General features: G+C 73.4%; 13 protein-coding genes. 7 read left to right on the forward strand and 6 right to left on the reverse strand.

All coding sequences use genetic code 11. From position 1 onward, the window contains the following. Positions 1–134: 134 nt before the first annotated feature. Complete coding sequence (locus ACFVGY_RS28530) at positions 135–785, forward strand: vitamin K epoxide reductase family protein (protein WP_385682260.1); 651 nt, start codon at positions 135–137, stop codon at positions 783–785. A gap of 112 nt (positions 786–897) precedes the next feature. On the opposite strand, the gene ACFVGY_RS28535 is transcribed toward ACFVGY_RS28530, so the two are convergent. Then, a complete protein-coding gene (locus tag ACFVGY_RS28535; protein WP_385682263.1) occupies positions 898–1,308 on the reverse strand; it encodes a rodlin in 411 nt (136 codons plus the stop codon). 309 nt (positions 1,309–1,617) lie between these two features. Here ACFVGY_RS28535 and ACFVGY_RS28540 point away from each other — a divergent pair, with 309 nt between their 5' ends. Both ACFVGY_RS28540 and ACFVGY_RS28545 read left to right on the forward strand, forming a co-directional pair. Further along, positions 1,618–2,085, forward strand: a complete 468-nt coding sequence (locus ACFVGY_RS28540; protein ID WP_385682264.1) for a hypothetical protein — start codon at positions 1,618–1,620, stop codon at positions 2,083–2,085. A gap of 165 nt (positions 2,086–2,250) precedes the next feature. Beyond that, the gene (locus ACFVGY_RS28545) at positions 2,251–2,490 is read left to right on the forward strand and encodes a chaplin (protein WP_385682266.1); all 240 of its coding nucleotides are present in this window, start codon (positions 2,251–2,253) and stop codon (positions 2,488–2,490) included. A 99-nt stretch (positions 2,491–2,589) separates the two neighbouring features. Here the strand turns inward: ACFVGY_RS28545 and ACFVGY_RS28550 are convergent, their stop codons facing one another. From ACFVGY_RS28550 to ACFVGY_RS28570, 5 genes are all read right to left on the reverse strand, one after another. Further along, on the reverse strand, positions 2,590–2,943 hold the full coding sequence (locus ACFVGY_RS28550; RefSeq protein ID WP_385682269.1) for a hypothetical protein: 354 nt from the start codon (positions 2,941–2,943) through the stop codon (positions 2,590–2,592). A gap of 158 nt (positions 2,944–3,101) precedes the next feature. Continuing rightward, positions 3,102–4,214, reverse strand: a complete 1,113-nt coding sequence (locus ACFVGY_RS28555; RefSeq protein ID WP_385682272.1) for a chaplin — start codon at positions 4,212–4,214, stop codon at positions 3,102–3,104. A gap of 121 nt (positions 4,215–4,335) precedes the next feature. Beyond that, the gene (locus tag ACFVGY_RS28560; protein WP_385682275.1) at positions 4,336–4,569 is read right to left on the reverse strand and encodes a chaplin; all 234 of its coding nucleotides are present in this window, start codon (positions 4,567–4,569) and stop codon (positions 4,336–4,338) included. A 240-nt stretch (positions 4,570–4,809) separates the two neighbouring features. Then, complete coding sequence (locus ACFVGY_RS28565; protein ID WP_385429459.1) at positions 4,810–5,220, reverse strand: rodlin; 411 nt, start codon at positions 5,218–5,220, stop codon at positions 4,810–4,812. 130 nt (positions 5,221–5,350) lie between these two features. Further along, positions 5,351–5,599, reverse strand: a complete 249-nt coding sequence (locus ACFVGY_RS28570; RefSeq protein WP_385682279.1) for a chaplin — start codon at positions 5,597–5,599, stop codon at positions 5,351–5,353. Between the two features lie 175 nt (positions 5,600–5,774). On the opposite strand from ACFVGY_RS28570, the gene ACFVGY_RS28575 reads away from it, so the two are divergent. The 4 genes from ACFVGY_RS28575 to ACFVGY_RS28590 are packed head-to-tail and all read left to right on the forward strand — an operon-like array spanning position 5,775 to position 11,035. Further along, a complete protein-coding gene (locus ACFVGY_RS28575; protein WP_385682282.1) occupies positions 5,775–6,878 on the forward strand; it encodes a DUF3344 domain-containing protein in 1,104 nt (367 codons plus the stop codon). Positions 6,879–6,897: 19 nt separating this feature from the next. Continuing rightward, positions 6,898–8,115: a glycosyltransferase gene (locus tag ACFVGY_RS28580; RefSeq protein ID WP_385682285.1), complete on the forward strand. Its 1,218-nt coding sequence runs from the start codon at positions 6,898–6,900 to the stop codon at positions 8,113–8,115. Further along, a complete protein-coding gene (locus ACFVGY_RS28585) occupies positions 8,112–9,623 on the forward strand; it encodes an exopolysaccharide biosynthesis polyprenyl glycosylphosphotransferase (protein WP_385682288.1) in 1,512 nt (503 codons plus the stop codon). Before ACFVGY_RS28580 ends, ACFVGY_RS28585 begins: the two co-directional genes overlap by 4 nt. A gap of 2 nt (positions 9,624–9,625) precedes the next feature. Further along, the gene (locus ACFVGY_RS28590; protein WP_385682291.1) at positions 9,626–11,035 is read left to right on the forward strand and encodes an O-antigen ligase family protein; all 1,410 of its coding nucleotides are present in this window, start codon (positions 9,626–9,628) and stop codon (positions 11,033–11,035) included. Positions 11,036–11,086: the final 51 nt, after the last annotated feature.

Here is an 11,086-nt window from a genome sequence, read left to right on the forward strand (position 1 = left end):
AGCCCCTGGCTCTGACATCACGTCCGGGGTTCGTTAAAACGTCCGGGAAGCAACGGGGGTTCCCGCCACCCCTTCAGGTCAACTTGTGGCGGAATGCTGAGGGTTCGCCCGGGTCTGTCCTGGAGCGCGGGACCATGGGCGGTATGGCTATGAAAACTGTGGGTGTCCCCCGCCAGCAGGGGCGGCCCAGCACTCGACGCGAGGGTGAACCGGCTGCCGCACCAAGGGCGTTGGCCTGGCTGCTGGTCTTCACCGGGGCGGCCGGCGTGCTGGCCTCGTGGGTGATCACCCTCGACAAGTTCCTCCTGCTCCAGGACCCGGACTTCAAGCCGGCCTGCAGCCTCAACCCGGTGGTCTCCTGCGGCAGCGTCATGCAGAGCGAGCAGGCGGAGGTCTTCGGCTTCCCCAACCCCATGCTGGGAATGGTCGCGTTCGGGGCCGTGGTGTGCGCCGGCGCGGGCCTGTTGGCGGGCGCCCGGCACCGCGGCTGGTTCTGGCTGGGACTGAATGCCGGCATGGCCTTCGGCGTCGGCTTCTGCACCTGGCTGATGGCCCAGTCGCTCTACGAGATCAACGCGCTGTGCCTGTGGTGCTGCCTGACCTGGGTGGCGACGCTCGTGATGTTCTGGGCGGTCACCGCGTTCAACGTCCGCAGCGGGTACCTGCCCGCGCCCGGGCCGGTGCGGGGCTTCCTCGCCGAGTTCGGCTGGGTGCCGCCCGTCCTGCACATCGGGGTGATCGGGATGCTGGTCCTCACCCGGTGGTGGGAGTTCTGGACGGGCTGACGGCGCGCGGCGGCGCGCACGAGGGCCCCGGCAGCTGGGGGCTGCCGGGGCCCTCGTCACATCGCTCCACGGGCGCAGGCCCGGACCGCAGTGGGCAGGGAGGGAGCGGGGGTCAGCTGCCGATGGAGGCGTTGCCGGACAGGATCGGGATGTTGTCCAGGATGTGCGAGAGGGCCTCGTCGCCCTTGGCCTGGGTGGAGTTCTCGGTGCACTGCTGGTTCATCGGGTTGGACAGGACGTTGATGTCCTGGACGCCGATCTGCAGCGCGGCGAGGACGTTCTGGAGGTTGACCTTCGCGGGCAGGCCGATGCAGGGCTTGTTGAGGGTGCCCTGGACCAGGCTGAGCTGCGGGCTCATGTCGCCGGCGGTCTTCTGGTTGCCGTAGATCTGCTGGGAGCCGTTGCCGTTGACGGTGTTGACCCCGTTGTCGTTGCCGATGGCCATGGCCGGGGCGGCAAGCGCAGCGCCCGCGCCGACGGCGGCGGCGGTGACCGCGGCAGCAGTCATGATCTTCTTGAGCATGATTGGTCCTTTTGTCGCACGAGTGCCCGCTAGTGGAGCGCCCTGGTCAACTGCCCCTTCGCGGCGTTGGTTCCGGGGCTTCACTCGAACGGCCGGCATGCGCGGGGCCTTTCCCCGGCCGGGGTGAGTCCGCCCCGGACGTGTGCGCGAAGCCCGTACGAAGCCCGTACGCAGCCCGGAGCAACTCCCGTGCGCGGCTGGGTCCTGCGTTCGGCCCGGCTCCGGTTGCAGTCCGTGCGCGGTGTCACGACGGTGGGCAATGAAGCGGATCGCTCGGGTCCGTTTCTCTGCGACCAGCGAAGGAATCCCATGCACCGCTACCGGCCGTCCCGCTTCCGCGCCCGCGTCCTCGTCCCGTCGGCCCTCGTCGCCGTCATACTCACCGCTGCGGCCGCCCCTGCGGGCGCCGCGGACGGTGAGACCGCCGCCTCCCTGCGCGAACGGGTCGCGGCCGCGCAGCAGAAAGTGGAGAAGCGCCGGGCCGCCGCTCCGGCCGGTCCGATCGACGACCTGCTCTCGGGCATCTCCGCAACCCTGGACAGCCTCCTCAAGAGCCTTGCGGGGCTGCTGCCGGGGGTCACACTGCCGCCGATCACCCTGCCGGTGCTCCCCGACCTGCCGGCCGTTCCGGAGCTGCCGATCACGATCCCGGGCCTGCCCGTCACGCTCCCGCCGGTGGACGGCGTGCCCGAGATCCCCGAGATCCCCGAGATCCCCGAGATCCCCGAGGTTCCCCCCGAGATTCCCGAGATCCCGGACGTGCCCGCGCTCCCGTAGCGGCGGGTGCGATGCGGGCCGGGTGGCCGAACACCGCCCGTGGTGAGGGAGAGTGGGCTGAACAGGTTTGATCGAGCGGAGGCCGTGTCCGATGGGGAGCCCGGACCGTTTCTCTCGGTGTGAGCCCCGGTCGGGGCAGAACATCGAACAGAAGGTGCACTTCCCATGAACTCTGCCAAGAAGGCCGCCCTGGTCCTGGCCTCCGCCGGTCTCGCCGCAGCCGGCGCCGCGGGCACCGCTTTCGCCGACTCCACGGCCGAGGGTGCGGCCGTGGGCTCCCCCGGTGTCCTCTCGGGCAACCTCGTGCAGGTGCCGGTCCACGTCCCGGTCAACGTCTGCGGCAACACCATCAACATCATCGCCCTGCTGAACCCCGCGTTCGGCAACACCTGCGTCAACGCCTGAACCTGACGCTGCGTCGACGGCACACCAGACCGTGGGCGTCACCGGCCTCGCCGGTGGCGCCCACGGTTCTTTATGCCGTCCGGAGCCGAAGGCCCGGGCTCAGGACTTGTTGCCGCCGCCGTTGAGCTGCACGCCGCCGAGGAGCGGGGAGGCCTTCGTGGCCCCGTTCGCCAGGCCGAGCACCTGGCCCGGCGCGTCGTTGCGGATCTCGTTGACCCGCTGGGCGGTGCCCACGACCTTGTCGACCGTCTGGCCCTGCTCGGCCAGGCCGTTGCCGAGGGTCTGCGGAAGCGACTCGGTGACGGGGGCGAGCGAGTCGAAGGCCTGTGTCGCCCCGCCCGTCAGGCTCATGGGGGGCATTGCGCCCGCGCCCTCGGCGGCGAACGCGGGAGCGCAGGCGCCCAGGGCGGCAACGGAACCGGCGACGACCGCGGCGACCTTCGTGAGCTTCATTGTCGAAATCCTTTTCCAGCGGTGACCGTCGCACCGCTTTTGCCCTGGGTAACGATTCCGTGCCGCGGCGGAAACGCGCACGAGGGCACGGCGACGGCCGGAGAATCCGTCAGGGGATTCTCCGGCCGGTATTCCTTCCGAATGCCGCTGCGGTCGCGTCAGGCCGTACGGGACCTGCGGTACAGAATCGCGCCGCCGAGGACGAGGGCGGAGGCGAGGAGCCCCGCGATGCCGGCCTGGCCCGCGCCGGTCTCGGCGAGGACGGGAGCCGGGGCCGGCACGGGGGCGGGGACCGGGGCAGGCGCGGGCGCAGGGACGGGCGCCGGGGCCGGGAGCGTCACGGGCGTGCCGCCGAGCGGCGGCGCGGGGGCGGGACCCTCCTCGACCGGAGCCGGGGCGGGCAGCGGCGCAGGGGCTTCGCCCACCGGCGCGGGAGCGGGCGCCGGGGCGGGAGCGGGCAGGGGCGCGGGGACCTCCGCCGGAGCCTCCGGCGCGGGGGGCGCCTGCGGGACCGGAGGGGCCTCGACCGGGGCGGGGGCCGGCAGTGGCCGCGGCGCCTCCTCGACCGGAGCCGGGGCGGGCAGCGGTGCCGGGGGAGCCGGGTGCTCCGCCGCGGGCGGCGCCGGCGGTGCGGGGTGCGAGCGGGGCGGCTCGGGCGCCGGCGGCGCGTGGTGGTCGGCCGGGGCGGGCTTGGGGGCGGGCCGGCCCTGCGGGTGGTCGTCGCACTCCTCCTCCGCCGGCTTGCCGTGGCGGCCCTCGCGGCGCGGTCCCTCGTGGCGGGGCTCCTCGCCGCGCGGTGCCGCGTGCCGGGGGGCCGCGTGCCGCGGTGCGTCGTGGCGGGGCTCCTCGGTACGGGGGCCGCCGTGCCCGGCCTCCCCGCCGCGCTGCCCCGGCACCCCGTGCCGTGAATCGTGGTCCTGGAGGTAGCGCTCGAACGCCTCGGCGTGCTGGGGGCTCAGGTAGCGGTCGTAGTCGTGTCCGCCGCGGTCGCCCCGGTGGTGGGCGTCCGTACCGCTCGTCGTGGCACAGGTGTTGCCGAACGAGGGGTTGAGCGCCGCGCCGCCGTCCACACTGTTGCCGCACACGTTCGGCGAGAGGGTGATCGGTACCGAGACGCTGTTGCCGGACAGCACACCCGGCGAGTGCGAGGCCTCGGCCACCGCCCCGGAGTGCGCGACGGCCGCGCCGGTGGCGATCGACAGCAGGCTTGAGGCGGCCGCGGCCGTGAGTACTCCCTTGCCCAGTACCTGTCGGCTCAGTACCTGTCGCATGGGTCCTTCCCTGTCTACCGGCGCGGGGCCGGTGCTGAATCGAAGGTGGCCCCGGAGTGCACCGCCGTGCACTCCGAGGCCACCCCGAGGAGGTTCGCCCCTGCGGGCGCAGACGCGTTCGTCAGGCGTTGACGCAGCTGTTGCCGAACGTGGGGTTCAGCAGGGCGATGACGTTGATGGTGTTGCCGCAGACGTTGACCGGGACGTGGACCGGGACCTGGACGAGGTTGCCGGAGGCGACGCCGGGGGAGCCCACGGCCTGGCCGTCGGCAACGGAGTCGGCCATGGCGGGGGAGGCGGCACCGGCGGCCATCAGAACGCCGGCGGCCAGCACCACTGCCTTCTTGTACGTCATGAGATTTCGATCCTTTCCCGCAGCGGCTTGTCCACTGCAGAAACAACAACGAGCGGGTGGGGGAAAGGAAACCCCGGTTTTCCGGGGCGCCTTCCGTATTTCCCCCACGGTTCGGGTGGCTGGAAATAGGTGTGGATTTCCGCGGCCATTTCCCGGGCGGGCAAAGCGGGCGGGCGGGGGCCGTACGCGGCGAGGCCGCCGCGACCCGGAGGTGCGACGGCCTCGGTGGCGCGGAGGAGGTCAGCTGCCGACGGAGGCGTTACCGGACAGGATCGGGATGTTGTCCAGGATGTGCGAGAGCGGCTCGTCGCCCTTGGCCTGGGTGGAGTTCTCGACGCACTGCTGGTTCATCGGGTTGGACAGGATCGGGATGTCCTGGACGCCGACGTTCACCAGGGCGAGGAGCGACTGGGCGTTGACCTTCGCGGGCAGGGCGATGCAGGGCTTGTTGAAGGAGCCCTGGATCAGCGCCATCTGCGGGCTCATGTTCCCGTAGGTGGCCTGGTTGCCGTAGATCTGCGAGGCCCCATTGCCGTTGACGGTGTTGATGCCGTTGTCGTTCCCGATGGCCATCGCCTGCGGCGCCGCGGCGGCACCGATGCCCACGACCGAGGCCGCAGCCGCCGCCGTGGCCATCATCTTCTTGATCATTGTGGTCCCTTGATTGCAGGAGTGCCCGGTACTTGAGCACCCGGGTCAACGGGGCGCCGTCCGCACGGGTTGCGTGGCTTCACCCGGATGCCGCCGTTTCGGGCGGCGCGGTTGACGGTCGGGCGTGCGGTCAGTTGTTGATGCAGACGTTGCCGAACGCCGGGTTCAGGACGCCGACGAGGACGTTGATCGAGTTGCCGCAGAGGTTGATCGGGATCGCGATCGGGATCTGGATCGCGTTGCCGGAGATCACGCCCGGGGACCCGGCCGCGACGCCGCTCGCGGTCGCGTCGCTCGCGGCGGCGAGGCCCGCGCCGGCCATCAGGACCGCCGCGCCGGCGGCCGCCGCGGTGGTGCCGCGTACCAGGGTCTTGTTCATCTCGGTTTTTCCTTTCGGTTCGAACAACGGTGCACGGCATAACGACTCGCCGCCCACGAGGGTGCGTGTTATCGCCCAAAAGGCCGTACGTGCGAGTCCGGCGTGATTCCGGGTCGGGTTTCTGACAAAGTGCACTCCTGTTTTGTCCCCCTTGATCGAAAATGGAGACAGGGTCATGGGTTCCTCCCGCAGAATCCTCGCCACGCTCGGCCTCCTGTCCTGCCTCGCACTTTCGGCCACCGTCCCCGCCGCGGGCGCCGAGGCCCCGCCGGGCCCCAAGGAGGCACCCCAGGTTCCGTTCACGCAGCGTTACCAGGCGGTGCAGCACGGCGGGCTGGTCCGGGCCTCCAACTCCTCGATCGGCTGCCGCAAGGAGGCGGCCCCCGACGCCGCGCCGTGCGCAGAGGTCAAGAAGGGCGCGGTCGGGGTCAACAGCGACTTCGAGATGTTCTACAGCGAGGTCGACAAGGACCCGGACACCTACAACTCCACCCGGGCCGAGCTCAAGGTCCCGCAGGGCGCGAAGGTTTCGTACGCCCGCCTGTACTGGGGCGGGAACCTGCGCGTCGGCGAGCAGAAACCGCCGGAGGACAACGGGCGGGTGCTCGTCGCCGAGCCGGGCGGCGCGTACAAGGAGGTGCTCGCCGACACCGTGATCGGACACCGCACGGACGAGGGCAGCGACGCGTACCAGGCCTCGGCCGACGTGACCCCGCTGGTCCGCAAGGGCGGCGCCGGGATGTGGACGGTGGCCCAGATCAACATCGCCATGGGGCGCTCCGAGGTCGGGGCGTGGGGCGGCTGGACGCTGGTCGTCGCCTACGAGCACCCGCAGGAGCCGCTGCGCCGCATCTCGCTGTGGGACGGCTTCGAGGGCCTCGGCGCGGGGGCGGGTGAGGCGGCGGGCGAGTCGATCGAGATCGCGGGTCTCGACGCGCCGGCCGGGGCCTCGGGCAAGGCCGGCGTGGTGGCGTACGACGGCGACCAGGGCGCCCTCGGGGACTCACTCACCGTGACCGCCGACTCCGGGCGCCGGACCGACGTCAGTGACGAAGAAAACCCCTTCAACGATGTCATGAATTCCACGATCACGGAATTCGGACGCCCCTCGTCCGTACGACAGCCCGAACACCTGAACAATCTCGGATATGACGCGGACGTGTTCGACCTGAGTCCCGCCCTCTCCGGTGGTGCCCGCAGCCTGCACTTCAGGTTCACGGGCGAAAGCCAGGGCCAATTCCTCGGCGTGCTCTTCGTTCAGACAGACGCGCGCCGCTGAACGTAGGAGACCGCTCCGCGTGCCGACACAACCTGCCCCTGACCAGCCCTGCCCCGCGCAGCCCCCGACCGCTCCCGCCCTGACCGTCCTGCACCTCGTCCAGCCCGTCGACGGCGGGGTCGCCCGCGTCGTCGTCGACCTCGTCCGCGCCCAGACCGCCGCCGGCCTGCGCGCCGTCGTCGGCTGCCCGCGCGGCGGCCGGCTCGCCGAGGAGGCCCGCGCCGCCGGCGCCGAGGTGCTCGTCTGGCGGGCAGGCCGCGCCCCGGGACCCGACCTGGCCGCCGAGGTCGTCTCCGCCCGTCGGGTCATCCGCTGGGCCCGCCCCGACGTCCTGCACGCCCACAGCGCCAAGGCCGGCCTGGCCGGCCGGCTCGCCGCCCGCGGCCGGATCCCCACCGTGTTCCAGCCGCACGCCTGGTCGTTCGACGCGGTCGGCGGGGCCACCGGCGCCCTCGCCCGGCGCTGGGAGCGCTTCGGGGTCCGCTGGGCCGACCGGGTTCTCTGCGTCAGCGAGGCCGAGCGGCGGGTCGGCGAGGCCGAGGGGATCGCCGCCCGCTGGTCGGTGATCCGCAACGGGGTGGACCTGGACCACTACCGCCCCGGCGGCCCCGACCGGGCGACGGACCGTACCGCCGCCCGCGCCGAACTCCCGCTGCCCGCCGCCTTCCTGGGCGACGGGCCGCTCGCCGTCTGCGTCGGCCGGCTCTGCCGGCAGAAGGGCCAGGACGTGCTGCTGCGCGCTTGGCGGGAGGTGCTCGGCAACCTCCCCGAGGCCCGCCTCGCCCTCGTCGGGGACGGCCCCGACACCGAGAAACTGCGCCGTTCGGCCCCACCCGGAGTCCTCTTTGCGGGTGCGGCCGCCGACATCCGACCGTGGCTTCGGGCCGCCGATCTCGTTGTACTGCCGTCGCGGTGGGAAGGCATGGCGCTCGCCCCGCTCGAAGCCATGGCCAGCGGCCGACCGGTCCTGGTGTCCGACGTCAGCGGTGCCCGGGAGAGCCTGCCGCCCGGCCAGGGACGGCTCTGCCTGGTGCCGCCGGAGGACCCGACGGCCCTGGCCAAGGCCCTGGGACGGCTGTTCGCCGAGCCGCGGCTGCTCGCCGAACTCGGCGAGCAGGCCCAGCAGCACGCCCGGACCGAATGCGACGTGCGGCGGACCACGGACGCGGTCACCGGTCTGTACCACGAACTGCTGGGCAGGCCCCGGCCCTCGAACCAGGAGCGCATCAGCCGATGACGATGGACAGCGCACCCCCCCGGCACACCGGACAGGGCGGCACGGGGCACGCGGTCGGCGCCGCCGGCACGGCCGCCGTCCGACGGTCCGTCACCGCCATCCACCCACCGCGGGGGCCCAGGGCCGACCAGGCCAGGCCGCCCGTGCGGCAGCGGCGGGACCGGAGCCGGCACGGGGCGCTCCCGCTGCTGGCCGCCGACGTGCTGGCCACCGTGGTGGCCACGGTCGTCACGCCCGGGCTGGAACTCCCGCGCGAGGCGGCCGTACCGCTCGCCGTCCTGCTCGCCCTCCTGCACGCCCAGGGCGGGCTGTACCGACCGCGGCTGGCCCCGTCCGCGCTCCTCGAAGTGCCCGCGCTGGCCGGGCGGGCCGCCGCCCTGTGGTGCGGGGCCGCCGCCGTCGGCGCCGCCGTCGAGCCCCGCCAGGCCCTCGGCTGGTGGGCGCTGCTGGCCGCCGTCTGCCTGCAGACCGCCCTGACGTGCGCGGGCCGTGGCTTCGTCAACCAGCTCCGCCGCCGCTCCTGCCGCCGCCGGCCCGCCTCGGCCCTCGTCGTCGGACCGGCCGCCGGCTCCGCCGCGGTCGCCGCCGCCCTGCACGGGCACCCCGAGTACGGCCTGCGGCCCGTCGGGCTCGCCGACACCGCGGCCGGCACCGAAGGCGACGGCGCGATGCCCGTCCTCGCCACCCACGAGGACATCCGGCGCGCGGTCATCCAGAACTCCGTCCGGGCCGCCGTCTTCACCCGGCCGCCGGAGGCGGACGAGCACACCGCCTCCCTCGTCCGCCTCTTCCACGACCACGGCTGCCGGCTCTGGCTCGCCGACCCCGCCGGAACCGCCAAGGTCACCGACATGCGGGTCGCCCAGCCCGCCGACCAGCTGTGGGGGTACGCCGTCCAGCCGCTGCTGCCGCGCCCCGCCCGGCAGCTGGAGCGCTGGGCGAAGCGGGGCCTCGACAGCGCCCTCGCCCTGTGCGCGCTGATCGCCGCCGCTCCGCTGATGGGGGCGTGCGCCCTGGCCGTGCGGATCTCCGACGGGCCCGGGGTGATCTTCCGTCAGGAGCGGGTCGGCCTGTACGGGCGTCCCTTCACCCTGCTGAAGTTCCGTACCCTGCGCGCCGACGCGCACGAGTCCGCCACCCGGTGGACCGTCGCCGGGGACAACCGGATGAGCCCCGTCGGCTCGTTCCTGCGCAAGTCCTCCCTGGACGAGCTGCCGCAGCTGTGGAACGTGGTGCGCGGCGACATGAGCCTGGTCGGCCCGCGGCCCGAGCGGCCCTTCTTCGTCGCGAAGTTCAGCAGTGTGCACCCCGGCTACGAGGCCCGGCACCGGATGCCCGTCGGGATCACCGGGCTCGCGCAGATCAACGGCCTGCGCGGGGACACCTCCATCGAGGACCGGGCCCGCTTCGACAACCACTACATCGACACCTGGTCCCTGTGGCAGGACCTGTGGATCCTCGCCCGCACCGCGGCCTCCTTCTTCCGCTTCCGGCTGGGGGGCAGCTGACCATGAGCCTCGCCGTGACGACGATCGGCGGCGCCGCGGCCCGGTCGGACGTGCCGCGCCTGGTGCGGCGGCACTGGCCGCTGCTGCCGCTGGTCGCGACCGTCCTGATGCTGCTGGTGCCGGTCCCCGCAGGCGACGCCAGCACCTCCGGCAAGGTCGGCCCGGCCGACGCGGCCTCCCTGCTGCTGGTACTGGTGTGCGCGGTGCAGGCGCTGCGCGGCCGGGTCCGGTCGCTGAGTCCGCTCGCGGTGCTGGTGCTCGGGGCGCCCGCCGTGGGGCTGGCCGTGGCGACCGCGACCGCCGGGGATCCCGCCGCGGCGCTGCCGGGGTTCGTCCGCTACCTGCAGGTGTTCGTCCTGGTCCCGGTGGCGGTCGTGCTGCTGGTGCGCGACGCCGGGGAGTTCCGGGTGGCCGCCGGGTGCTTCACGGTGCTGGCCCTGGTCCAGGGCGCGGTCGGGGTCGTGCAGTACGTGACCCACACCGGTGCCTCCTACCAGGGCGAGGACGTCCGGGCCGTCGGCACCTTCGGCCCCGGCGACGTGATGGGCATGGCCACCGTCGTGGCGTACGGGCTGGTCGTGGCGACGGCCGCCGCCCTGGCCCCGGGCCTGCCGCGGCCGGTGCGCCGGGTGGCGGGCGGCACGGCGCTGCTCCTGGTGGTGCCGCTGGTGCTGTCGTTCAGCCGGGGCGCGTGGATCGCCACGGCCGGCACGGCGGTGCTGGTGATGCTGCTGGCCGGGATCCGGCGGGGAGTGCGGGTGCTGCTGGCCCTCACCGCGCTCGGGGTGGTGCTGGTCGGCGGGCTCGGGGTCGGGTCCGCGATGGTGGCCGAGCGGCTGACCTCGATCACCCAGGTCTCCAGCGCCCCCGACCAGTCGGTCACCGACCGTTACACGATGTGGGCCGCCGCCGAGTCGATGTGGCGGGAGCGGCCCGCGGTGGGCGTGGGCCTCAAGGGGTTCCCGGCCCACCGGGACGGGCACGCCTCGCTCGGACTGTCCTCCGGTAGCGACACCGCCGGCGCCGGACAGGGGTACGTCCGCCAGCCACTGCTCTCCCCGCACAACATGTACCTGCTGGTCCTCGGCGAGCAGGGGCTGATCGGGCTGATCGCGCTGGCCGGCGGCTGGGCGGCGCTGCTGGTCGCCGGGGTCCGCCGGTACGCCGCGGGGCGCGCGCAGGACCCGTACGGCGCGGCCGGCGCGGGCGGACCGGACCGGTCGGACCGCGCGATCCGCGACTGCGGGCTGATCGCGATCGGGCTCCTGGTCTGGCAACTCACCGACTTCCTCTACGCGGACATCGGCGGGCCGACCACCGTGCTCACCGGAGTGATCATCGGACTGGCCGCCTGGTGGGCCCTGCCGTCCCCGGCCGGCCCGCGCGCCGCTTCCGGTGCGGCCGGCCGGTGACCGATACGACGCCCTGGAGGCGGCCCGCAGCCGCGGCGACCGACGTTGCCG

It is taken from the genome of Streptomyces sp. NPDC127106, from assembly GCF_042677605.1.
In the GTDB taxonomy this organism is placed as follows: Bacteria; Actinomycetota; Actinomycetes; order Streptomycetales; family Streptomycetaceae; genus Streptomyces.

Coding starts and splice junctions, on each gene's coding strand:
- ACFVGY_RS28565 (WP_385429459.1), bottom strand. CDS start 5,220: ATGATCAAGAAGATGATGGCCACGGCGGCGGCTGCGGCCTCGGTCGTG.
- ACFVGY_RS28550 (WP_385682269.1), bottom strand. CDS start 2,943: ATGAAGCTCACGAAGGTCGCCGCGGTCGTCGCCGGTTCCGTTGCCGCC.
- ACFVGY_RS28570 (WP_385682279.1), bottom strand. CDS start 5,599: ATGAACAAGACCCTGGTACGCGGCACCACCGCGGCGGCCGCCGGCGCG.
- ACFVGY_RS28555 (WP_385682272.1), bottom strand. CDS start 4,214: ATGCGACAGGTACTGAGCCGACAGGTACTGGGCAAGGGAGTACTCACG.
- ACFVGY_RS28585 (WP_385682288.1), top strand. CDS start 8,112: ATGACGATGGACAGCGCACCCCCCCGGCACACCGGACAGGGCGGCACG.
- ACFVGY_RS28560 (WP_385682275.1), bottom strand. CDS start 4,569: ATGACGTACAAGAAGGCAGTGGTGCTGGCCGCCGGCGTTCTGATGGCC.
- ACFVGY_RS28590 (WP_385682291.1), top strand. CDS start 9,626: ATGAGCCTCGCCGTGACGACGATCGGCGGCGCCGCGGCCCGGTCGGAC.
- ACFVGY_RS28540 (WP_385682264.1), top strand. CDS start 1,618: ATGCACCGCTACCGGCCGTCCCGCTTCCGCGCCCGCGTCCTCGTCCCG.
- ACFVGY_RS28575 (WP_385682282.1), top strand. CDS start 5,775: ATGGGTTCCTCCCGCAGAATCCTCGCCACGCTCGGCCTCCTGTCCTGC.
- ACFVGY_RS28545 (WP_385682266.1), top strand. CDS start 2,251: ATGAACTCTGCCAAGAAGGCCGCCCTGGTCCTGGCCTCCGCCGGTCTC.
- ACFVGY_RS28530 (WP_385682260.1), top strand. CDS start 135: ATGGGCGGTATGGCTATGAAAACTGTGGGTGTCCCCCGCCAGCAGGGG.
- ACFVGY_RS28535 (WP_385682263.1), bottom strand. CDS start 1,308: ATGCTCAAGAAGATCATGACTGCTGCCGCGGTCACCGCCGCCGCCGTC.